This window comes from Streptomyces humi, from assembly GCF_001005085.2.
Taxonomy (GTDB): Bacteria; Actinomycetota; Actinomycetes; order Streptomycetales; family Streptomycetaceae; genus Streptomyces; species Streptomyces humi.
The window spans coordinates 81084-102676 of record NZ_LBMU02000043.1; the positions used below are offsets into that span (position 1 = coordinate 81084).

Genomic DNA, 21593 nt, shown 5'->3' on the forward strand with positions numbered 1-21593 from the left:
CCGCACAATTCCATCGGATTCTTCTGTTGGACCACTGCCCGGGGCGCGGGAAAGAGTGGGATCGGTAGATCGTGTGCCAACCCCTCTGGAGTCGCGTTGTACACCGCACACCCCGACCGCTACGCCGACATGCCGTACCGCCGCAGTGGCCGCAGCGGCCTCAAGCTCCCCGCGCTGTCGCTCGGCCTCTGGCACAACTTCGGGCCCGACCGGCCGGTGACGACCCAGCGCGCCATCCTGCGCCGCGCCTTCGACCTCGGCGTCACCCACTTCGACCTGGCCAACAACTACGGCCCGCCGCCCGGCGCCGCCGAGTCCGCGTTCGGTGAGGCCCTGCGGGCGGACTTCGCGGGGTACCGCGACGAGCTGGTCATCTCCACCAAGGCCGGCTACCTGATGTGGCCCGGCCCGTACGGCGAGTGGGGCTCGCGCAAGTACGTGCTCTCGTCCCTCGACCAGTCGCTGAGCCGGATGGGCCTGGACTACGTCGACATCTTCTACTCGCACCGCCCCGACCCGGAGACTCCGCTGGAGGAGACGATGGGCGCCCTGCACTCCGCGGTCCAGCAGGGCAAGGCGCTGTACGTCGGCATCTCCAACTACTCGGCGGAGCAGACCCGCGAGGCGGCCCGGATCCTCGGCGAGCTGGGCACCCCGCTCCTCATCCACCAGCCCCGGTACTCGATGCTGGACCGCCGCCCGGAGACGGAGGGCCTGCTGGACGCCCTCGACGAGCTCCAGGTCGGCTCCATCGTCTTCTCCCCGCTGGAGCAGGGCCTGCTCACCGGCCGCTACCTGGACGGCATCCCCGAGGGCTCCCGGGCCGCGAGCGACAGCCCGTTCCTGAACTCGGACGCGGTCACCGAGGACCTGGTGGGCAGGCTGCGCGCCCTCGACGAGATCGCCAAGGAGCGGGGCCAGACGCTGGCCCAGCTCGCCCTGTCCTGGGTGCTGCGCGGCGGCCGGGTCACCTCGGCGCTGATCGGCGCGAGCAGCCCGCAGCAGGTCGAGGACAGTGTCGGAGCCATCGGGAACCTGGAGTTCGAGACCGGGGAACTGGCCCGGATCGACGCGATCGTCAACCCGTGACGGACGGGCACGCCGGCCCGTGAGCCGTGCGCCGAGGGGGGACGCGACCGCGTCCCCCCTCGCTCTTTGAGTGTGGGCACGTCAAAACTGGCCACCGCGACGAAACCTTTCCTCTCAGGGGGCCCTGCCCTCCTGCGTGGTGGAGCACGTGCATTTCGGCCAATTCGCAGGGCGAATATGCCAAGAGACTGGCCAAAAAGGTGTGGTGACAGTGTTTCGAAAGTGAACATACTCGAATGTCAGGAGCACTTCACCGCACAGGAGCCGCACGGAAAACCGGCCCGCGACGGCACACCGGCGAGCTACGGGGGAGTGATCGTGCACGACGAATTCCTGTGCCATGTGACGGCATACGGCGTCTGCGGCGGGCAGCGCATCGGCGTTCCCCTCGGCACCTACCGTGCGCCGACCCTGGCCCTGGCGCTGTGGTGGTTACGGGACCGGGCCTCCTGGATCGCGGAGCGGCTCGATCCCTTTCCCGAGAACCCGAGATTTCCGCACGGCGCACTCGTCCCGGTCGCGGACACCGTCGTGGACGTGCCCGGCCTGCTCCGCGCCTGGTGTGCCGACGTCGTCCGGCAGGAACTCGTCGCCGACGAACTGGCCGACGGCCGACTGGTGCGGATCGCCGTCCAGGACGACACCACCGAGTACGAACTGCTCGCCGAGTCCGTCGACGCGCTCCGTATGCAGCGCACCATCCCGGCACTGGTCGTACCCGTCGCCTGACGCGTGACAGCGCTCGCCCGGCGGCCATGACCGGGCGCACAAGAGGTCAGATCGGTAGAATTCTGGCCATGGCTGAGCGGCCGGTCGCCTCCCCGGCACCCGAACTCGTCCTGGAGACCGCCACGGGCTCCACCGTGCTGAGCCCGGGCCGTGACTACCACGTCGGACGGGACCCGTTGAGCGACATCTGCCTCGACGACACCCGGGTCTCCTGGCACCACGCGGTGCTGCGGCCCGAGGACGGCCACTGGACGCTGGAGGACGAGGGCAGCACCAACGGCACCTACGCCGACGGCCGCCGCGTCCGGGAATGGGAGGTCGGCCCCGGCACCGTCATCGGCTTCGGCAGCCCCGCCGACGGCCCGAGCGGCGTCCTGGTGGGCCGCGCCCCGCCCGCGCCGGACCGCCCCGCCGCCGTCTCGGTGCCCAGCCGGACCGGCACCTTCCGGCAGCCCTCCTCGGTACGGCCGCTGGGCGCCCGCACGGTCCGCATCGGCCGCGCCTCCGACAACGACATCGTCGTCGACGACCTCGTGGTCTCCCGCCACCACGCGGAACTGCGCACCGACCCCGACGGCAGCCACGAGATCGTCGACCTCGACAGCCACAACGGCACCTACCTCAACGGCGGCCCGGTCAGCCGCGCACCGCTCGGCCCCCGGGACGTCGTCGGCATCGGCCACTCGGCGTTCTGCCTGGTCGACGGGCAGCTCCAGGAATACGTCGACACCGGCGAGGTCTCACTCGACGTGCAGGAACTCACCGTCGCCGTCGACCGGGGCCGCAGGATCCTGCTGGACCACGTCTCCTTCCCGGTGGGGGAGAAGTGCCTGCTCGCCGTGGTCGGACCGAGCGGCGCGGGCAAGTCCACCCTGCTCGGCGCCCTCACCGGCCAGCGCCCCGCCGACCACGGAACCGTCCTCTACGACGGCCGCGACCTCTACCGCGACTACGCGGAACTGCGCCAGCGCATCGGCCTGGTCCCGCAGGACGACATCCTGCACGTCCAGCTGACCGTGCGCGACGCCCTCGGCTACGCCGCCGAACTGCGTTTCCCCGAGGACACCGAGAAGGCCGAGCGCCGCCGGCGGGTCGACGAGGTGATCCGGGAACTCGGCCTCGAACAGCGCGCCGGCCAGCCCGTGCACAGCCTCTCCGGCGGGCAGCGCAAGCGGGTCAGCGTCGCCCTGGAACTGCTCACGAAACCCTCCCTGCTCTTCCTCGACGAACCGACCTCCGGGCTCGACCCCGGCATGGACCGCTCGGTGATGAACATGCTGCGCGGCCTCGCCGACGACGGCCGGACCGTCATCGTCGTCACCCACAGCGTGCTCAGCCTGGACGTCTGCGACCGGCTGCTGGTGCTGGCACCGGGCGGCCGGACCGCCTACTTCGGGCCGCCCGGAGACGCCCTCGGCTTCTTCGGTTTCGACGAGTGGCCGGCGGCCTTCGAGGCGTTCGAGCAGGACGCCGGCCGGGACTGGGCGGGGGATTACCGCGCCTCGTCGTACCACCGGAAGTACGTGGTGAACTCCAGTTCCCAGCCGCTGCTGCCGCGCTCCGGGCCGGTGGCCGCGGCCCCGCCGCCGCGGCCGCGCAGCTGGTTCGCGCAGTTCGCCACCCTGGTCCGCCGCTACGCGGCCGTCCTGGTCGCCGACCGCACCTTCCTCGCCATCATGATCGGACTGCCGTTCGTCATGGGCGCGATGACCCGGGCCGTCGCCGGCAGCCGGCTCACCGCGGACACCGTGACCAACGCGCTGCTCATCCTGTGCGCGGGCGGCGTGCTGACGGGCGCCGCCAACGCCGTGCGCGAACTGGTCAAGGAACGCGTCGTCCACCTGCGCGAGAGAGCGGTCGGCCTGCCCAGATCGGCGTACGTGATGTCGAAGGTCGTCGTCCTCGGCGCCGTCACCGTGCTCCAGGCGGTCGTGCTCACCCTGGTCGGCCTGGCCGGCGTCGACCTCGACGCGCCCGGCGGCCGGGGGGTGCTGATGCCGCCCCTGCTGGAGATCACCCTGGCCGTGGCGCTGCTGGCCTTCACCTCGATGATGCTCGGCCTGCTGATCTCGGCGCTGGTCCGCAAGGAGGAGGTGACCATGCCGCTGCTGGTGCTGCTCACCATCGTCCAGGTCGTGTTCTGCGGGGCGCTGCTGAAACTGAACGGCGTGCCGGGACTCGAACAGATCGCCTGGCTGGTGCCCGCCCGGTGGGCGCTGGGTGCCATGGCCGGCACCGTCGAACTGCACCGGCTGGTGCCGGGCGCCGCCACCGCCGACCCGGTCTTCCGGCACTCGGCGGGCGTGTGGCTGCGCAACATGCTGATGCTGGTGGTGCTGTCGGTCGTCTTCGGCTGTGTCCTGTCCCGGCTGCTGCGCCGCCATGAACCCGCCGTGATGCGGAAATGACGCAGGCAGCGGAAGGTGTGGAAGGTACGGAAGGAGCGGAGGAGCGGAAGGAGCGGAAGGAGCGGAAGGAGCGGAAGGAGCGGAAGGAGGAGAGGCGATGACCAGCGCACCCGGCTTCCGGCCCAGCCACGTCGTCCCGGCCGACGGCATGCCCGCCTGGGAGGCCCCCGATCCGGGCCGGCCGACCGTCCCGCTGGACCCGCTGCTGCCGGTGCAGCTCGTGGAACGGCGCGGCGACTGGGCCCACATCAGCTGCGCCAACGGCTGGGCCGCCTGGGTCGACGGCCGCTACCTCGTCGCCGTACCCCACGATCCGCCTCTGCCGGGCGGCCCGGCCGACGAGGCCACCGACCCGCGCCCCCTGCTGGACCGCGTGGCACGGACCCTCGCCGAGTACCGCGCCGCCGTCGGTGAACTGGCCGACGGCGACCTGGACGGGGAGTCCTTCCGGGGCCGCACCCACGGGCTGCGGATCGGCCTGGTCGTCGACGGGGAGGCCATGTGGCTGTACGACCCGGGGGAGGGGCGCTGGCTGTACGGCGACGGGCGGCGGCTCGCCACGTACGTCACCGACCGGTCCGTGCCCGGCGGCGACCCGCCCCGGCACGAACCGACCCGGGTGGTCACCCCCGACGGCGACCGCTGACCGGGTCCGGGTCACGCAGGTCGACCGGATTCGGGTCCACGCAGGTCGACCAGGTTCGGGTCCACTCAGGTCGACCGGGTCCGGGTCGCCTCAGGGGCGGCGGGCCGCCACCTCGCCCCGCCGGGGCACCGGGCGGGCCGCCGACGCCCCCAGGAAACCGGCGAGCAGACCCCACAGCGCGCCGAGGCCCACCGCCGACCACAGTCTGGGCCGCAGCAGCAGCTCCCCCGACAGGTTGCCGCCCATGTCGCCGATGCCGAGCAGGGAGAGCCCGTAGTGGGCGGAGACCCGTCCGGCCAGACAGAGCGTCAGCAGCGTCAGCGCGAGGGCGACCGCCAGGTGCAGGGCGTGCCGCCAGGGGCGGATCCGGGCGGGGGAGCGCGCCGCCATCAGGAACGCGGCCGCGAGCAGCAGCACCGCGGCCAACCCGGCCAGCCACCACCAGCGGCCGTCGTGGGCGGCGATCGTGCGCAGACTGAGGGTCGAGACGTCCGGTGTGCGCAGCACCTCGGCCAGCACCCGCGGCACCGGCAGCCCGAACGGGCCGTCGACCCTGCCGTCCCAGGTCACGCCGAGACCGAGGGTGAGGGCCAGCCAGGCGAGGTTGGGCAGCCCCAGCAGGATCACCGCGAGGGTCTCCCGCACGTGCCCGCGGGTGACCATCGTGACCAGGGCGGCCACCAGCGCCAGCGCGACGTACGCCAGCACCAGGGCCACCATCGCGTACGCCGCCGGGCGCACCGACACCTGGAAGCGCAGCAGCCGTCCCGGCAGCGGGGCGCCGCGCGACACCAGGAGGGCCAGTACCAGGATCCCGGCGAGCCACAGCAGTCCGCGGGCGGCCGTCAGCGGCACGGCCGTCGTGAAGCCGACCTTCGGTGCCGCGTCGAGCAGACCGGTCAGATCACTGAGGGTGCCGCTGCCCATGTCGACCGCGAAGGTGTGCCGGGCGCCGAGGGCCAGCCCGACGAGCCCCAGCAGCCACAGCACCGCGATCCGGGCCGCCCAGCCTGCCAGTTCCCCGGCCCCGGCCACCGCGCGGTGCCGCAGCGGCCGCAGGAAGCCCCCGGCGACGACGAGTGCCCCGACCAGCGTCACCGACAGCGGTACGACGGTCAGTCCGGCGTTCGTCCGGGCCAGGTCGCCCGCGTCCCCGGACAGCTCCACGGCGCCGCCGACGGCCGTCGCCACGGTCGCGAGCACCACCGGCGCGAAGGCGCCTCCGGGCAGGTCCGCCGCGCCCGCCGCCCACAGCCCCAGGGCGGCCACCACGACCATGGCTACCAGGGAGCCCAGCACCACGGCCAGGGCCCGCGGCCAGCCGTGCCGGGCCACGGAACGACCGGCCGGCGCGGCCACCGGCCGCTCGGAGGCGATTCGGCGGCTCACGCTGTCACCGTAGGCAGCCCGGGGACACCGCGCCCGCCGGGTGGGCCGTCCGCGTCGGCTTGCGGGCGGTACGGGACGAGCGCACATTGGGCTCGTTATGCATCAATTAGGGCATTTAATCGTTGACGACGTTTAATGCCGCGCCTGTATTGATGCCGTTTCCCGCAACGGGGAGATGAGCGCGTGAGCGTCGAACCGCCGTCGTCCGGCCGCCCCACAGGACCTCCCTCCGGCCCGTTGTCCGGGCCCGCCGGGCCGCCCTCGCACCCGCCGGGAGGCGGTGGCGGCCAGGGCGGCGGCGGGGGCCAGGGCGGCGGCGGGGGCGCCGGGAGCGCTGGAGGCGCCGGGGGCGGGGGGCGGCACGGGCCGTGGTGGCGGTCCGCGCCCCGGCTGGCCATGCTCGTCACCGCCGTCGTGGTAGCCGCGGTCGTGGCCGTGGTCCTCACCCGTCCGGGTGACGGCTCCGGCCGCCGCGCCGAGGTCTTCCTGCAAGCCGCCGACAGCACCGGCCAGGACCCGTTCACCGCGTCCAGCACCAGGAAGAGCGTCGCCGCGCCGGTCTCGGCCGCCCCGGTGGCGTCGGCCCCTCCGTCGAACCAGCTGCGCGGGGTGGACGGCGGGGCACCCGGCCTCTACAGCGGCACCAAGAACTCCGGCAGCTGCGACGTCGAGCAGCAGATCAGGTACTTCCAGGCCGCGCCCCCGCGCAACAAGGCGTTCGCCGCGCAGGTCGGCGTCCAGCCTTCCGGTGTCCCGGCCTACCTGCGCTCCCTGACCCCCGTACAGCTGCGCGCGGACACCCGGGTCACGGCCCACGGCTACCGCGACGGCGGCGCGACCGCCTACCAGTCCGTCCTCCAGGCGGGCACCGCGGTCCTCGTCGACGGGCACGGCGTGCCCCGGGTGCGCTGCGCCTGCGGCAACCCGCTCACCTCGCCGGTCGCCCAGCGGAGCACACCGCGGACCACGGGCGCGGCGTGGCCCGCGTACCGGCCCGGGAACGTGGTCGTCGTGGCTCCCGCGGCGCAGGTGGTCAACGTTTTCGTGATCTTCGACCCGCGGCACGACGACTGGTTCGGGCGCCACCGCGGCGACCACACCGGGCACCAGGACCGTCCGGCGAAACCCCCGGCGGATCCGGACCCGATGAACCCGCCGTTCTCCACCGCTCCCTCGACCCCCGCCAGCCCGGGCAACGGCTCGAAGCCCCCGCCCTCCAGTCCGCCGTCCTCGCACTCGTCGAGCCCGTCCTCCTCCGAGCCGCCCTCGTCCGGATCCCCCTCCTCCGAGCCGCCCTCCTCGCCCGCCTCGAAGCCGGAGTCGCCCGAGTCGGAACCGCCGTCGTCGCCGGCGCCGAAGCCGCAGTCGCCGGAATCCGGACCGGCGTCGCCGCGGTCCCCCGAGTCACCGCTCTCCGAGCCGCCGTCCTCCCCGCCGTCCCCGCCCGCACCGGGCTCCCGGCCGGCGGCGTCCCCGGCCTCCCCGGCCTCCCTGGCGTCCCTGGCGTCCTCGGCGTCCCTGCCGGAGCCGGAGGGCCCCGGTTCCCCGGCGATGTGACCAGCGTGACGCCCTTTGTGCGCGTTCGGCGAACGTCCCCGGGGACTGCGGGGGCACACTCGGGGTACGAGCATGGTTGCAACAGCGACCGGCCGGGCCGGCCTCCGAGAGAGAAACGCATGATCGAACACCTGGGCGGGGCAGTGATATCGACTGGCTTCGACGTACCCGTGGAACCGCTGCGGCGGGCCGCGCACTACACCGGTGAGCCCGGCTGCATCGCCGAGGCACGGGACTTCGCCGCCCGCTTCCTGGAGCAGCTCAGGACCGAGTGGTGCGCCACCATCGACCCGCGGTCCGACGGCGAACTGCTCCTCGTGGTGAGCGAGCTGATCACCAACGCCGACCGGCACAGCAACGGCCCGTACATCCTCGAACTGGAGGGCACGGACAGCGCCGTCCTGGTCTCCGTGTACGACAGCAGCGACGCCCTGCCCCGGCGCTTCCCGAAAGACCCCGAGCGGGTCGGCCGGCACGGTCTGGAGATCGTGCACGCCGTGGCCAGCGAGGTCACCGCCGAGCTGGTGCCGGTCGGCAAGCGGGTGCGCGCCCTGGTGCGTTTCCCAGCCTGAGAAGCCCGCTTCCCGCACGGAGGGCACGTCGTCGCCGTGCCGGGAACGCACCGCGGGCGCCGCCCCACGCGCCGGTGAGGGGCAGCGCCCGGGAGTCCGCGCTCAGGCGCAGCCGAGTTCGCCCAGCATCCCCTGCCGCAGCCGGGTGATGATGCGCTTGATCAGGCGGGAGACATGCATCTGGGAGCAGCCGAGCCGTTCGCCGATCTCCGCCTGCGTGGCCTCCTCCACGAACCGGAGATGGATGATCTCCCGGTCCCGTTCGCTCAGCTCGGCCATGAGCGGAGCCAGCGACTGGAAGTCCTCGACGAGCCGCAGCCCTTCCTCCTCGACACCGAGGAAGTCGGCCAGCACCGCCTCGCCGTCCTCCGGGCCGTCCCCGGTGAGCGCGGCGTCCAGCGAGGAGGAGTTGTAGCCGTTCGAGGCCAGCTGCCCCTCGACCACCTCGGCCTCGGACAGGTTCATCAGCGTGGCCAGCTCGGCGACCGTCGGGTCCCGGTCCAGCCGGCTGGACAGCTCCTCACGCGCCTTGGCCAGCTCCACGCGCAGTTCCTGGAGCCGGCGCGGTACGTGCACCGCCCAGGTGGTGTCCCGGAAGAACCGCTTGATCTCGCCCACGATGTACGGCAGCGCGAAGGAGGTGAACTCGACCTCGCGCGACAGCTCGAACCGGTCGATGGCCTTGATCAGGCCGATCATCCCGGTCTGGACGATGTCCTCCATGTCGTCGCCCCGGTTGCGGAACCGCCCGGCCGCGAACCTGACCAGCGACATGTTCATCTCGATGAGCGTGTTGCGGGCGTACTGGTGTTCGGGCGTGCCCTCCTCCAGCTCACAGAGCCGTTGGAAGAACTGGCGGGACAGCTCGCGCGCGTCGCGGGGCGCGACACTCTTCGGGTCCTCGATTCCCGGCAGGGCCTCTTCCGCCGTCCCTGCCCCGACGGCCTGAGCGGTGTCCACTGCTTCCGACCGGATCCCGGCGGTGTTCATTCCCTCTCCCACGTGAGTCAAGGTGCGACGGGTGGCGGTGCGACCTGGGTCGTACCGGCCCTGACCTGGTTGTGTCCTCGCCCGGTTACCCGGAATCGGACGTCCCATGCGTGCCTCGACCTTCGGGTACCCGGGGTGACGCGACGCATGCATCCCGTTCCCACGGCTGGCGCAAAACAGACTGTGACGTTCCATGGCGGGACGCTCACCCGCCGACGCGCACGGCGGTCACCAGTTCATGCCAGTACCGCTTGGTGACGGCCCCGTCGTACCGCGACTCGATGAGCTCCCGGACGTCCGCCAGCAGGCCGCCGCGGGCCGGCCCGGGAAGCGCCCGGTGGTTGGAGTAGGTCAGGAGTACGTCGACGTACTGGTCCGCGGTGTACGTGATCTCCTGGGCGTGGCCGTGCACGGTGACGTCGGTGAGGTACGGGGAGCGGGTGAACTCACCGGTGTCCGTCGCGAGGTCGGACTCGCGGGTCTGGCGCAGCCCGGGCGGGGTGGCCGGATCCCAGCGCTCGTAGCACCGCTGGACCTCGGCGAAGAAGTCCTCGGTGCCGCCCGCCACATGATGGGTGGCGACGATGCCGAGCCGACCGCCGGGGCGCAGCACCCGGGCCGTCTTCGGTACCCGTACCTCCGGGTCGAGCCAGTGGAACGCGGTCGCGCAGACCACCGCGTCGAACGGCTCCGCCGGGGGCCGCCACTGCTCGAAGGCCGAGACCACCACCTCCACGCCGGTGAAGGCGGCCAGTCGCCGGCGGGCCACCGCGGCCATGCTCGGGCCGATCTCCACAGCGGTGATCGCGCACCCGGACCCGGCCAGATCGACGGTGAGCTTGCCGGTGCCGGGTGCGATCTCCAGCACCCGAACCCCCGGCCCGGCCCCCGTGACCCGGACCAACTCCTCGATCAGCGAGGCGGGATAGCGGGGCCGCGCCCGCTCGTACCGCTCGGCGTCCTCGTCGAAGATGTCCCGCAACCGCGGGTTCGCTGCCCTGAACTCCAGTGCGTCCACTCAGGGCAGAATGCCGGTCCCTGCCCTCGCGAAGCCACTGCTTCTAGGCTGAGCGGGTGACCAGCCAACCGCCGAACCAGACCCGTGTCGTCCCGCTGCGCCCGCAGGAGCCGGCCCCCCAGCCCAGGCAGCCACTCTGGCGCGACCTCCTCGGAGACGTGCTGCGCCAGGAGCGGCTCGCCCAGGAGCGCACCCTGAAGGAGGTGGCCGAGACGGCCCGGATCTCCCTGCCGTACCTCTCCGAGATCGAGCGCGGCCGCAAGGAGGCCTCCTCGGAGGTGCTCGGGGCCGCCGCCCACGCCCTCGGCCTCGACCTGGGCGGTCTGCTCTCCCTGGTGCAGACGGAGTTCACCCGCCGGCAGACCACACCGAGCCGCCACCGCGGGCTGTGCCTGGCCGCCTGACCGATGAGTTTCCCGGCGCGCGGCGGTCGGTACACATGACCGCGTTCCACGCTCCAGGAGGTGCCCATGACCACCGACGGATTCACCACGTGTCTCTGGTTCGACGGCCAGGCCGAGGAAGCCGCCCACTACTACGTGTCGATCTTCAAGAACTCCGCCGTCGGGCGGATCGGCCGCTACACCGAGGCCGGGCCGGGGCCCGCCGGCTCGGTGATCGCCGTCGACTTCACGGCCAACGGGCACAGGTTCGTCGCGCTCAACGGCGGCCCGCAGTTCACGTTCAACGAGGCGATCTCCTTCCAGGTCTACTGCGACGGCCAGGAGGAGGTCGACCACTACTGGGCGAAGCTCACCGAGAACGGCGGTGAGGGCGGCCCCTGCGGCTGGCTCAAGGACCGCTACGGCGTGTCCTGGCAGATCATCCCGGAGGGGCTGATCGAGATGATCGGCGACGCCGCCCCGGAGAAGGCGGCGCGCACCACGCGGGCGATGTACGCGATGGGCAAGCTCGACATCGCCGCGCTGAAGAAGGCGTACGAGGGCGAGTGACCGGCGCGCGGACGCGGGGGCGGTGTCAGGCACCGCCCCCGCGCCCGCGGCCCCGCCGGGTCAGACCCGGTCGGCCACGATCAGCAGGTACTGGAAGCTGCCGTTCTTGTACGCGGTGAGAAACGCGTCCTCGATCCCCGTCACCAGGTGATCGGCCTGCTTGCGCAGTTCCCAGTACGGGATCGTCGCCTCGGTGAGGTCCTCCACGTGCACCGGGACCAGCCGGTTCGCGGCCATCGCCCGGAAGTACTCCGACCGCGGGTGGATGTCGCAGATGTAGTGCGCGTTGATCTGGGAGACCTCGCGGGACGCCCGGCCGTAGGTGTCGTTGTAGCAGCCGGTGATGGTGACGTAGCGCCCGCCGCGGCGCAGCAGCCGGGCGTGCTCGGCGAACAGCAGCTCCAGCTCGACGTACATCGTGGACTCGTTGTTCCACGAGGCCGCGTACGCGCCCGTCTCGAACCCGGTGTCCAGCATGTTCCGGTGGTGGTAGCGGACCTTGTCGCCGACCTCGCGCTTGCGGGCCATCTCGTTGGCGAAGTCGGCCTGCTTGGCGGAGATGGTGACGCCGTCGGAGTGGCAGCCGTACCGGAGGTTCGCCACGATGCTGCCGCCACCGCGGCCGCAGCCGGCGTCGAAGACCCGGTCGGCCGGGGTGAGCGCGCCGAGATGGCCGGCCAGCAGCTCGGCCTGGGCGTGCTCCAGGCGGTGCAGTTCGCCGGTGACACGCTCCTTGCGCAGCCCGGGGTCGGGCTCGTCCAGCACCGACCAGTCGGCCTCACCGATGCCGTAGTGGTGGTGGTACAGGTCGTCGATCTTTCCGAGTTCGAGGTTGACCGGGTTCTCCTCGGCGTTCCAGTACTCCGCGACGCTGTTCTGGTACCTGGACTGGGTCGGCACCGGGGCTGACGTGGTGGTCTTCCGAGCGACAGGGGCGGTGGTCAACAGGTTCTCCTCGACGTGTTGCTGACGATGTTTCGGATGTGGCTGTGGGCTACCAGTAGTCGGGCAGGTGGTAGCGGCTGGAGTTGGTGGCGTGCCACTCGTGGTTGCCGGAGACCCAGGCGGCCAGTCCCTCGGCGTAGCGCGCGACCAGCGGTGAACCCGCGGACAGCGCGGCCGACTCCGCCTCGAAGGCCTCCATGATCCGGTTGTGGATGCCGACGGACTTCAGATACGCCGCCTTCAGCCCGCGCCGGTCGTTGGCCGCCACCACCTGCGGCAGGTTGAGGTGGTCCGGGTCGCTCGCCAGCTCCTTCGTGAAGGAGTAGAGGTCGTTGACGATCGTGGTGGCGTTGCAGGCCAGCGCCGTGATCCGCTGGATCTCCGGACGGGCGTAGAGCGGCTCGGGCAGCTCGTAGCCGTCCACCGCGTCGACGATCGACAGACAGGGGCGGAAGTTGTTGAACTGGCGCATCACCAGGTACTCCCAGACCCGCGGTGTGTACCCGGTCTCCATCCAGGCGGCCTCGCCCAGATACCCGAGGTGCAGCCGCGCGATGTCGTGGACGAACCGGTCGGTCTGGCTCGGCGTGGCGAAGGCCGCGAAGTCGGTGAGGGCGAAGTGGTAGGACCGCAGCGGACCGTCGGCCGCGATCCCCGCGCGCCACTCCTCCTCCAGCTCCGGGATGCCGTGGTAGGGGTCGAGGGCGGACTGGGCGATGATCAGCGGGCCGCCGAGCCCGCGCCGTGATCCGCCGCGCCCCTCGTCCTCCTCGCAGTAGCAGGAGTCCACGATGTTCTCGGCGAGCAGCAGCTTGCCGGCGGCGGTGAGCCGGTCCAGGTCGAGACCGCCCGGGTGCTGGAGTACGACCGCCCGGCCGAACTGGAAGCCGGCGAAGTCCCCCTTCCAGGCCTCGGGGAACAGGTCGAGCTCCCGGGCCCAGGTCTCCAGGCGGCGGTCGAGCTCGGCGGCCTTCTCCGGGTCGGCGGGCACGGCGGGCCGGTAGTGGAGTCCCGGGACCGCACCGGTGCGCCGGGCCGGGCGCAGGCTCCGCGCGATGTCCGGCGGGCCGGGCAGGACGTAGGACGTGGTGGCAGTGCTCATGGCTGTGCTCCGGGCCGTCAGTCGGCGGTGCGGCCGAGTTGGACGTTCTCCAGGATCCCGGCCGCGTCGGGGACGAGGATGGCCATCGAGTAGTAGGCGGTCACCAGGTAGTTGATGACGGCCTGCTCGTTGACGCCCATGAAGCGGACGTTCAGGCCGGGCTGGAACTCCTCCGGGATACCGGTCTGGTAGAGGCCGATGACCCCCTGGTCGGCCTCGCCGGTGCGCAGCGCGATGATGCTGCTGGTGTGGTCGTCGCTGATCGGGATCTTGCTGCACGGGTAGATCGGCACCCCGCGCCAGGCCGGGATCTCGTGCCCGTCCACGTTCACGCTGGGGGGCACCAGGCCACGCCGGTTGCACTGCCGGAAGAAGGCGGCGATCGCCTTGGGATGGGCCAGGATCACCTTGGTCTTGCGGCGCATGGAGATCAGCTCGTCCATGTCGTCCGGGGTGGGCGGGCCGGTGAAGGAGCTGATCCGCTGTCCGTAGTCGATGTTGTGCAGCAGCCCGAACTCGCGGTTGTTGACCAGCTCCCACTCCTGGCGCTCGCGGATCTCCTCGACCGTGAGGCGCAGCTGCTGCTGGGTCTGGTCCATCGGGTGGTTGTAGAGGTCGGCGACCCGCGAGTGCACCCGCAGCACGGTCTGGGTCAGCGACAGCTCGTACTCGCGCGGGGCCAGGTCGTAGTCGACGAAACCGCCGCGCAGGGTCTCCTCGCCGACATGGCCGGCCTGCACCGGCACCTCGGCCTCGCCCTTGCGGTTCATCGGCAGCCGCTGCCGGTCGACGAAGGCCTGGAGGTGGGCGCCCAGCGAGGGCTCCCGGCCCATGATCTCCTCGGCGACCGCCCACGGCAGCGCCAGCACCACTCCCGCCGTCTCCGCCCGGACCGAGGTGAGCCAGAGCGGGTCGGTCTGGCCGACGGCCTCGTCGCCCATCTGGTCGCCGTCGGTGACGACCCCGACGACCTCCTCGTCGCCGTACTTGCCGGCCGCGTACCGGGTGAACCGCCCGTGCACCACGAGGTAGGTCTCGGTGACCGGCTGACCGGCCTCGAACAGCAGCTGTCCGGCGCGCACTTCGCGGGGCTGGAAACGGGCGGCGAGCTCGGCCAGCACGTCGGGGTTGTCGTAGCCCCGCAGGATCGGCAGCTCGGTGAGGGTCCCCGGGATGACCCGGATGTCGTCCCCGCCGTTCTGCTCGAAGCTCACCCGGCCGCGTCCGGTGCGCAGCTGGAGGCGGCGGTTGACCCGGTAGGTGCCGCCCTTGACGTCCACCCACGGCAGCGTCTTCAGCAGCCATCGCGAGGTGATGGCCTGCATCTGCGGTTCCGACTTGGTGGTCGTGGCGAGCTGGCGTGCCGCCCGGGTGCTCAGACTGGTGAGCTGCCCGTCGGCGGCCGGATCCGGCTCGGGCTCGTCGACGGCGGAACCGATGACGCTGTCCGGTGTGGACACATTCCCTCCAGCAGAGAGCTGAACGACGGTGACCCGAAGGGTCGGTGGGGTGCGAGGTGGTGATGCGCACCGACTAGCCAAACAGCCCTGGTGATCTACGGATACGGCGTGAAAGGGGCGGCATCACGCCTTGGTTGCGCAAACCTGGTGGTCGAGGCGGAAAAGGTTGCGTTCGCCCGTCGTGCGCCGGTCGTCCGCTCTTGTGCCCGGCCCCGGCGAGGGTTGGCCTCAGGAAAGGTCGTTCACCAGCACCGCGGCCCCGTCGAAGCGCCCGGCCTTCAGGTCCCGCAGCGCCCGCGGAGCCTCGGACAGCGGATACACGTGAGTGGTCGGGCGGATCCGGTGCCGCTCGGCGAGGGCCAGGAACTCCCGCGCGTCGCCCCGGGTGTTGGAGGTGACGCTGCGCAGCTCCCGCTCGTAGAACAGCTCCCGCTCGTAGTTCAGCGGCGGTACGTCGCTGAGGTGGATGCCCGCGACCGCCAGCACCCCGCCCCGGTCCAGGGCGCGCAGCGCCACCGGCACCAGATCGCCGACCGGGGCGAACAGGATCGCGCTGTCCAGCGGCTCGGGCGGCGCCTCGCGGGCGTCCCGTGCCGAGGCCGCGCCCAGCTCCAGTGCCAGCCGCCGGGCCTCGGCACCCCGGGTGAGCACGTGCACCCGGGCGCCCAGCGCCAGTGCCAGTTGCGCGCACAGGTGGGCGCTGCCGCCGAAACCGTAGAGGCCGAGCCGGCCACCCGGCGGGAGCGAGGCCCGGCGCAGCGCGCGGTAGCCGATGATCCCGGCGCACAGCAGCGGCGCGAGCGCCACGTCGTCCAGGGTCCCGGGCAGCCGGTGGGCGAAGGCCGCCGGCACGGTCGTGTACTGCGCGTATCCGCCGTCGGCGTCCCAGCCGGTGTACCGCGAGTCCGGGCACAGGTTCTCGGCGCCCCGCAGGCAGTACGCGCACTCCTCGTCCGTGCGCCGCAGCCAGGCCACGCCGACCCGTTCGCCGAGTGCGAAGTCCGCCACCGCGGCACCCGCGCCCGCCACTTCGCCGACCACCTCGTGTCCCGGTGTCACCCCGGGCCGGCGCACCGGGAGATCGCCCTCCGTGACATGCAGGTCGGTGCGGCACACCCCGCAGGCCAGCACCCGCACCAGCAGTTCGTCCGCGCCGGGCACCGGCACCGGTCGCTCGACGAGCCGGAGCGGATCACCCTCGACGGGCCCCGGCCGCGCCACCGACCACGCCCGCATCACGTCCGCCATACCGCGCCCCGTCCGCCGAAGGCCGCCGTCCCCCCCAGTGTCCGCCGGAGCCCGTCATTCGGCGCGCGGGCGGTGCGCGGGACGGCCGGCGTGAGGAACCGGGAGAATCCGCTGGACCGGAAGGGCCGCGGCCAGGGCGGTACGACCGGAAGGCGCCGGGTTCTCCGCCTCGGCCCGCTGAGCATGCCCTTCGGCCGGTTCGCCGCGCTCGGTGACCCGCGGGGCGCCGGCTTCCCGGTGATCGGCCTCACCACCGCCGGGGGCGAGCTGCCGTCGGCCAGGGACGTCTGAGCAGCACGGACACCGGGCCGCGGCCGGGCGGTGCGTCCGGCCGTGGCATGATCGGGCCCATGCGTGAACGAGTGGTGGCCGCGTGCGACGGGGCTTCTAAGGGAAACCCGGGGCCGGCGGGCTGGGCCTGGGTGGTGTCCGACGACGCGGCGACCCCGGCCCGCTGGGAGGCCGGCCCGCTCGGCAGGGCCACCAACAACGTCGCCGAACTGACCGCCCTGGAACGGCTGCTCGCGGCCGTCGACCCGGACGTGCCGCTCGAGGTCCGGATGGACTCGCAGTACGCCATGAAGGCGGTCACCACCTGGCTGCCCGGCTGGAAGCGCAACGGCTGGAAGACCTCCGCCGGGAAGCCGGTCGCCAACCAGGACCTGGTGGTCCGCATCGACGAACTCCTCGACGGCCGCACGGTGGACTTCCGCTACGTCCCCGCCCACCAGGTGGACGGCGACCCGCTGAACGACTTCGCCGACCGCGCGGCCAGCCAGGCGGCCGTGGTCCAGGAGGCCGCCGGCAGCGCGCTCGGCTCCCCGGTCCCGCCGCCGTCCCCGACGTCCGCCGCCCCCGCCACGGCTCCGCGCCGCAAGGCGGCGGCCCGGAAGACGGCCGGGTCCGCCGGCACCGCCCGTACGATCAAGGCGAAGTTCCCCGGCCGCTGCCTGTGCGGCCGCCCCTACGCGGCCGGCGAGTCCATCGCCAAGAACGCGCAGGGCTGGGGCCACCCGGAGTGCCGTACCGCTCAGGCCTGATCAGGCCGCCTGGGTGTCGAACGTGTAGAACCTCGTGTGGTCGAGCAGGTCGGCCGGCCGCACGTCGTTCCACGGCTTCATCGTCTCGTTCAGGTCCACCACGTCCGGGGTGCCGCCGCCCGGCAGGTAGACCGCCTGCGGATGCCGGCGCTGCCACTCGGCCCACAGCTTGTCGACGAAGGCGTGGTGCAGCCAGAACACCGGGTCGTTGGGCGAGACGCCGGTGGCCATCTGGCCGCCGACCCAGACGTGGACCCGGTTGTGCAGATTGACCCCGCGCCAGCCCTCCAGATGGTTCCGGAAGCCGTCCGAGGCGCTGTTCCAGGGCGCCATGTCGTACGTGGCGATGCCCAGCACCGAGTCGACCTCGGCCCGGGTGGGCAGCTCGCGCACGCCGGTCCCGAGCGACCTGCGCAGATAAGTACGGCCGTCCACACGGACGTTGACCGGCCAGTCGCCGGCGGACGCGGCGAACGGGCCGTCCGTCACCCGCCCGTCGGAGGCGCGTCCGGTGCCGCCCAGGAAGTCCGGCGCCCACAGCGAGGCCCGGACGGTCCGGTCGGCGCTCCAGTCCCAGTAGGGGAGTGCCACCGAGGGGTCCACCGACTGGAGGGCCCGCTCGAAGTCGAGCAGGAATCTGCGGTGCCAGGGCAGGAACGACGGCGAACGGTGGCCCGTGCGCTCGGAGTCGTCCGTGTCGGACATGATGAAGGCGTTGTGCGTGCGCACGAAGCCGTCGTAACGGCCGTCGCGCTTCAGCGCGATGACGGCGGCCACGAACCGCCGCTTCTCGTCGGCGGTGAGGGCGGCCTGGTTCTTGCGTACGGTCATGTGGATCGGGGCTCCGGAAGTCCTTGCGGGGGCGGTCAGTTGGCGGGGAACGGCAGCAGCGTGGCGCCCTGTAGCTCGTCGACCGCCGCGCGGGCGGCGGCGCGCGGGCCGGTGACCGGGTCGTAGTGGCTGACCACGCTGATCCAGCTGCCGTCGGCGTTCCGCATCACGTGCAGCTGCACGCCGTCCACGAACACCGCGTATCCGCCGCCGTGGCCGTGCTGGTGACCGCCCGTGCCGTGGTCCATGGCGGCCGGACGGCCTTGTATCCGGCGGCCCTTGTAGACCTCGTCGAAGGGTTCGAGGGATCCTTCGTGCGAGTGAGGTGCGGCCGAGGCACCGGGGGCGAGGAGCGCTGCGGCGCCGGCCGCGGCGGCCAGGGCGGCCCCTGCGGTGAGCGCGCGACGACGGGTGGGTCCGGGCATACGGATGCCTCCTGTGGTGGGTGCGGGTGATGACTCCGTATGCCTATCCGGCGGTTTCCCGGCGGGTGAAATCGCCCGGATCGGGTTGGCCGCGATCAGGACAATTGACTACATGTCATACAGGATTTAACAAAGATGATCTTGCCGGGGCGATGGCCCGCACGGTTCCGGAACGGGGAATTCCTTGCTCGGACGGGGCGGTTCCCGTCGATCCTTGGCGCCGGTCCGCCGTCCGGGTGTCGTGGCTCACGGCGTCAATCTGGCGCGATTCGAAAACCCGGCCGGGCTAGCCCGCGCTGCTACCCTGCGGTGCCAATTGACCACGTTCGGTGAAACCCAGGGGTGTGTGCGTGAAGGTCGACTGCGTCGGAGGCGGGCCCGCCGGCCTGTATCTCGCGATCCTGCTCAAGAGGCAAAACCCGTCCCACGACGTCACCGTCCACGAGCGCAACCCCGAGGGCTCGACCTACGGCTGGGGCGTCACCTACTGGCGCGCCCTGCTCGACCGGCTCCACACGTACGACCCCGAGTCGGCCCGCCTCGTCGAGGAGAGCTCGGTGCGCTGGACCCAGGGGGTCGCCCACGTCCGCGACCGGATCACCTGCCGTCCCGGCGACCCGGGCCACGGCATCGGCCGCCACCGCCTCCTGGAGATCCTCGCCGACCGCGCCCGGTCCCTCGGTGTGCGGCTGGAGTTCGAGGAGGAGATCACACCCGAGAACCTCCCCGAGGCCGACCTGGTCGTCGCCGCCGACGGCATCCACAGCGCCCTGCGCACCCGGCACGCCGGCCACTTCGGCACCCGGGTCACCGAGGGCCGCAACCACTACGTCTGGCTCGGCACCACCCAGGTCTTCGACTCCTTCACCTTCGCCTTCGCCGAGACCGGACACGGCTGGGTCTGGTGCTACGGCTACCCGTACGACGACGGGCACAGCACCTGCGTGATCGAGTGCGCCCCCGAGACGCTCACCGGCCTCGGCCTGGACGCGATGGACGAGGCCGGGCAACTCGTCGTGCTGGAGAAGCTGTTCGCCGGCGTCCTCGGCGGACAGCCGCTGATCGGCGGCTCCTCCGCGGCCTGGCCCGCCTTCCGCACCCTCACCAACCGCAGCTGGCACCACGGCAACCTGGTCCTGCTCGGCGACGCCGCCCACACCACCCACTACTCCATCGGCGCCGGCACCACCCTCGCCCTGGAGGACGCGATGTGCCTCGCCGACGCCCTGCGCGAGCACGGCGCCGTACCGCAGGCCCTCGCCGCCTACGAGGGCCGGCGCCGCGCCGAACTGGTCTCCGCCCAGAGCGCCGCCCGGCTGAGCGCCCAGTGGTACGAGAACCTGCCCCGTTACATCGACCTGCCCGCGCACCGCATGTTCGCCCTGCTGGGCCAGCGCCACTCGCCGCTGCTGCCCTACGTGCCGCCCCAGCTCTACTACGGCCTCGACAAGGCGGCCGGACGGCTGGAGACGCTGCGCCGGTTCAAGCGGTGGCTCGGACCGCGCGCGGCGCGCGCCCTGCACGTCCGGTCGTAGCCACCAGGCGCTTCCCGGGCCCGCGTTGGTGAAAGGTCATTCACCCGATAAGGTGAATTCATATTCACCTTCTTCTTCGCGTCGCCCGCAGGAGTGCCGATGGACCGCCCCGCCCCGACCGCCGGCTCCGCGGAGCGGTCCGCCGCACCGCCCGGACTCCGGGAGCGGCTGACGATCCCGGTCCTGGCCTTCGGCGGGATCCTCATGGCCGTCATGCAGACGGTGGTCGTCCCGCTCCTGCCGGACCTGCCCCGGCTCACCCACTCCTCGGCCGGCGCCGTCTCCTGGACGGTCACCGCGACCCTGCTCTCCGGGGCGGTCCTCACCCCCGTGCTCGGCCGGGCCGGCGACATGTACGGCAAGCGCCGGGTGCTCACCGGCGCCCTCGCCCTGATGACGGTGGGCTCCGTGCTGTGCGCCCTGTCGTCGGACATCGCCGTGCTCATCGCCGCCCGCGCCATGCAGGGCGCCGCCGCCTCCGTCGTACCGCTGTCGATCAGCATCCTGCGGGACGAACTGCCGCCCGAGCGCCGGGGATCGGCGGTCGCGCTGATGAGCTCCACCGTCGGCATCGGCGCCGCGCTGGGCCTGCCGCTGGCCGCGCTGGTGGTGCAGTACTACGACTGGCACACCATGTTCTGGCTGACCAGCCTGCTCGGCGCGCTCGGGGTGGCCGCCGTGTGGTGGGCGGTGCGGGAGTCCCCGGTGCGTGAGGCCGGCCGGTTCGACGTGCTCGGCGCGCTCGGGCTCGCCGTCGCCCTCACCTGTCTGCTGCTCGGCGTCTCCCAGGGCGGTCAGTGGGGCTGGGGCAGCCCGCGGGTGCTGGGCCTGTTCGCCGCCGCGGTACTGGTGCTCGCCCTGTGGTGGTGGCAGCAGTTGCGCACCGCCCAGCCGCTGGTCGACCTGCACCTGGTGGCCAGGCCCCGGGTCGGCCTGTCCCACGTCGCCGCCCTGCTCACCGGGTTCGCCTTCTACGCCAACTCCCTCGTCACCGCCCAGCTGGTGCAGGCGCCGAAGGCGACCGGGTACGGTCTGGGCCTGTCCATCGTCGCCACCGGCCTGTGCCTGCTGCCCGGTGGCGTCACCATGCTGGTGTTCTCCCCGCTCTCGGCCCGGATCTCCGCCGCCCGCGGCCCGCGCGTCACCCTCGCCCTCGGCGCCGCGGTCATCGCCTGCGGATACGTGGTGCGCATCGCCGACAGCCGCGACCTCTGGATGATCATCCTGGGTGCCACCGTCGTCGCCACCGGCACCACCCTGGCCTACTCCGCGCTGCCCACCCTCATCCTGCGGGCCGTCCCGGCGAGCCAGACCGCCTCCGCCAACGGCGTCAACGTCCTCATGCGCACCATCGGCCAGGCCACCTCCAGCGCCGCCGTGGCCGCCGTCCTCACCCATCACACCGGCCTCGTCGGCGGTGTCCCGATTCCCACCCTGCACGGCTACCTGCTGGCCTTCGCCATGGCCTGCGCCGTCGCACTCGCGGCCAGCGCCGCGGCCCTGTCCATACCCGGGGACAAGGCCCCCGGCGGCCGCGCGCCCGAGGACACGGCCCACCCCGACGGGGCACCCCGCGAATCCCCGCGCGCCGCAGGCCGTGCCGAGGGCACCCGCGACGACGCGCTGGAGTCTCAATGACGAAGTCAAGCCGACTGC

General features: G+C 72.3%; 21 protein-coding genes. 12 read left to right on the plus strand and 9 right to left on the minus strand.

Features of this window, described 5'->3' with window-relative positions:
- Positions 1 to 96 precede the first annotated feature (96 nt).
- From mgrA to AAW13_RS20305, 4 genes are all read left to right on the plus strand, one after another.
- Positions 97 to 1089, plus strand: a complete 993-nt coding sequence (gene mgrA / locus AAW13_RS20290) for an L-glyceraldehyde 3-phosphate reductase (RefSeq protein ID WP_046731209.1) — start codon at positions 97 to 99, stop codon at positions 1087 to 1089.
- A gap of 318 nt (positions 1090 to 1407) precedes the next feature.
- The gene (locus AAW13_RS20295; protein ID WP_046731267.1) at positions 1408 to 1818 is read left to right on the plus strand and encodes a hypothetical protein; all 411 of its coding nucleotides are present in this window, start codon (positions 1408 to 1410) and stop codon (positions 1816 to 1818) included.
- A 68-nt stretch (positions 1819 to 1886) separates the two neighbouring features.
- On the plus strand, positions 1887 to 4226 hold the full coding sequence (locus tag AAW13_RS20300; protein WP_046731208.1) for an FHA domain-containing protein: 2340 nt from the start codon (positions 1887 to 1889) through the stop codon (positions 4224 to 4226).
- 97 nt (positions 4227 to 4323) lie between these two features.
- On the plus strand, positions 4324 to 4872 hold the full coding sequence (locus AAW13_RS20305; protein WP_046731207.1) for an SH3 domain-containing protein: 549 nt from the start codon (positions 4324 to 4326) through the stop codon (positions 4870 to 4872).
- 90 nt (positions 4873 to 4962) lie between these two features.
- Here the strand turns inward: AAW13_RS20305 and AAW13_RS20310 are convergent, their stop codons facing one another.
- On the minus strand, positions 4963 to 6261 hold the full coding sequence (locus AAW13_RS20310) for a streptophobe family protein (protein ID WP_206306245.1): 1299 nt from the start codon (positions 6259 to 6261) through the stop codon (positions 4963 to 4965).
- Positions 6262 to 6444: 183 nt separating this feature from the next.
- On the opposite strand from AAW13_RS20310, the gene AAW13_RS45600 reads away from it, so the two are divergent.
- Together AAW13_RS45600 and AAW13_RS20325 are read left to right on the plus strand one after the other, a co-directional pair.
- A complete protein-coding gene (locus tag AAW13_RS45600) occupies positions 6445 to 7818 on the plus strand; it encodes a DUF6777 domain-containing protein (protein WP_206306246.1) in 1374 nt (457 codons plus the stop codon).
- A 119-nt stretch (positions 7819 to 7937) separates the two neighbouring features.
- Positions 7938 to 8390, plus strand: a complete 453-nt coding sequence (locus tag AAW13_RS20325; RefSeq protein ID WP_046730787.1) for an ATP-binding protein — start codon at positions 7938 to 7940, stop codon at positions 8388 to 8390.
- A 102-nt stretch (positions 8391 to 8492) separates the two neighbouring features.
- Here the strand turns inward: AAW13_RS20325 and AAW13_RS20330 are convergent, their stop codons facing one another.
- Positions 8493 to 9380, minus strand: coding sequence for an RNA polymerase sigma factor SigF (locus AAW13_RS20330; RefSeq protein ID WP_046730786.1), 888 nt, complete (start codon positions 9378 to 9380; stop codon positions 8493 to 8495).
- Between the two features lie 205 nt (positions 9381 to 9585).
- Positions 9586 to 10398 (minus strand): class I SAM-dependent methyltransferase, encoded by an 813-nt coding sequence (locus AAW13_RS20335; protein WP_240528662.1) that lies wholly within the window; start codon positions 10396 to 10398, stop codon positions 9586 to 9588.
- Between the two features lie 56 nt (positions 10399 to 10454).
- On the opposite strand from AAW13_RS20335, the gene AAW13_RS20340 reads away from it, so the two are divergent.
- Both AAW13_RS20340 and AAW13_RS20345 read left to right on the plus strand, forming a co-directional pair.
- A complete protein-coding gene (locus tag AAW13_RS20340) occupies positions 10455 to 10802 on the plus strand; it encodes a helix-turn-helix domain-containing protein (RefSeq protein ID WP_046730785.1) in 348 nt (115 codons plus the stop codon).
- Positions 10803 to 10868: 66 nt separating this feature from the next.
- Positions 10869 to 11351, plus strand: a complete 483-nt coding sequence (locus tag AAW13_RS20345; protein ID WP_046730784.1) for a VOC family protein — start codon at positions 10869 to 10871, stop codon at positions 11349 to 11351.
- Positions 11352 to 11411: 60 nt separating this feature from the next.
- Here AAW13_RS20345 and AAW13_RS20350 read toward each other — a convergent pair whose 3' ends face one another.
- The 4 genes from AAW13_RS20350 to AAW13_RS20365 form a co-directional block, all read right to left on the minus strand.
- Complete coding sequence (locus AAW13_RS20350; protein ID WP_046730783.1) at positions 11412 to 12296, minus strand: geranyl diphosphate 2-C-methyltransferase; 885 nt, start codon at positions 12294 to 12296, stop codon at positions 11412 to 11414.
- A 49-nt stretch (positions 12297 to 12345) separates the two neighbouring features.
- A complete protein-coding gene (locus AAW13_RS20355; protein ID WP_046730782.1) occupies positions 12346 to 13398 on the minus strand; it encodes a family 2 encapsulin nanocompartment cargo protein terpene cyclase in 1053 nt (350 codons plus the stop codon).
- Between the two features lie 17 nt (positions 13399 to 13415).
- Complete coding sequence (locus tag AAW13_RS20360; protein WP_046730781.1) at positions 13416 to 14858, minus strand: family 2B encapsulin nanocompartment shell protein; 1443 nt, start codon at positions 14856 to 14858, stop codon at positions 13416 to 13418.
- A gap of 228 nt (positions 14859 to 15086) precedes the next feature.
- Positions 15087 to 16094, minus strand: a complete 1008-nt coding sequence (locus AAW13_RS20365; protein ID WP_206306247.1) for a zinc-binding alcohol dehydrogenase family protein — start codon at positions 16092 to 16094, stop codon at positions 15087 to 15089.
- Positions 16095 to 16196: 102 nt separating this feature from the next.
- Here AAW13_RS20365 and AAW13_RS20370 point away from each other — a divergent pair, with 102 nt between their 5' ends.
- Complete coding sequence (locus AAW13_RS20370) at positions 16197 to 16397, plus strand: hypothetical protein (protein ID WP_143145021.1); 201 nt, start codon at positions 16197 to 16199, stop codon at positions 16395 to 16397.
- A gap of 47 nt (positions 16398 to 16444) precedes the next feature.
- Positions 16445 to 17146, plus strand: a complete 702-nt coding sequence (locus tag AAW13_RS20375; RefSeq protein WP_071659616.1) for a ribonuclease H family protein — start codon at positions 16445 to 16447, stop codon at positions 17144 to 17146.
- On the opposite strand, the gene melC2 is transcribed toward AAW13_RS20375, so the two are convergent.
- Together melC2 and melC1 are read right to left on the minus strand one after the other, a co-directional pair.
- The gene (gene melC2 / locus AAW13_RS20380) at positions 17147 to 17977 is read right to left on the minus strand and encodes a tyrosinase MelC2 (RefSeq protein WP_046730777.1); all 831 of its coding nucleotides are present in this window, start codon (positions 17975 to 17977) and stop codon (positions 17147 to 17149) included.
- Positions 17978 to 18012: 35 nt separating this feature from the next.
- Positions 18013 to 18402 (minus strand): apotyrosinase chaperone MelC1, encoded by a 390-nt coding sequence (gene melC1 / locus AAW13_RS20385; protein ID WP_046730776.1) that lies wholly within the window; start codon positions 18400 to 18402, stop codon positions 18013 to 18015.
- 344 nt (positions 18403 to 18746) lie between these two features.
- Between melC1 and AAW13_RS20390 the strand changes: the two genes are divergently transcribed.
- Positions 18747 to 19937: an FAD-dependent monooxygenase gene (locus AAW13_RS20390; RefSeq protein ID WP_046730775.1), complete on the plus strand. Its 1191-nt coding sequence runs from the start codon at positions 18747 to 18749 to the stop codon at positions 19935 to 19937.
- 99 nt (positions 19938 to 20036) lie between these two features.
- A complete protein-coding gene (locus tag AAW13_RS20395; protein WP_046730774.1) occupies positions 20037 to 21575 on the plus strand; it encodes an MFS transporter in 1539 nt (512 codons plus the stop codon).
- Positions 21576 to 21593: the final 18 nt, after the last annotated feature.

Bases quoted from the DNA above. Each gene is read 5' to 3' on its own strand.
- AAW13_RS20300 (WP_046731208.1), top strand. From the start codon at position 1,887: ATGGCTGAGCGGCCGGTCGCCTCCCCGGCACCCGAACTCGTCCTGGAG.
- AAW13_RS20305 (WP_046731207.1), top strand. From the start codon at position 4,324: ATGACCAGCGCACCCGGCTTCCGGCCCAGCCACGTCGTCCCGGCCGAC.
- AAW13_RS20325 (WP_046730787.1), top strand. From the start codon at position 7,938: ATGATCGAACACCTGGGCGGGGCAGTGATATCGACTGGCTTCGACGTA.
- AAW13_RS20330 (WP_046730786.1), bottom strand. From the start codon at position 9,380: ATGAACACCGCCGGGATCCGGTCGGAAGCAGTGGACACCGCTCAGGCC.
- AAW13_RS20345 (WP_046730784.1), top strand. From the start codon at position 10,869: ATGACCACCGACGGATTCACCACGTGTCTCTGGTTCGACGGCCAGGCC.
- AAW13_RS20355 (WP_046730782.1), bottom strand. From the start codon at position 13,398: ATGAGCACTGCCACCACGTCCTACGTCCTGCCCGGCCCGCCGGACATC.
- AAW13_RS20365 (WP_206306247.1), bottom strand. From the start codon at position 16,094: ATGCGGGCGTGGTCGGTGGCGCGGCCGGGGCCCGTCGAGGGTGATCCG.
- AAW13_RS20375 (WP_071659616.1), top strand. From the start codon at position 16,445: ATGATCGGGCCCATGCGTGAACGAGTGGTGGCCGCGTGCGACGGGGCT.
- melC2 (WP_046730777.1), bottom strand. From the start codon at position 17,977: ATGACCGTACGCAAGAACCAGGCCGCCCTCACCGCCGACGAGAAGCGG.
- melC1 (WP_046730776.1), bottom strand. From the start codon at position 18,402: ATGCCCGGACCCACCCGTCGTCGCGCGCTCACCGCAGGGGCCGCCCTG.
- AAW13_RS20395 (WP_046730774.1), top strand. From the start codon at position 20,037: ATGGACCGCCCCGCCCCGACCGCCGGCTCCGCGGAGCGGTCCGCCGCA.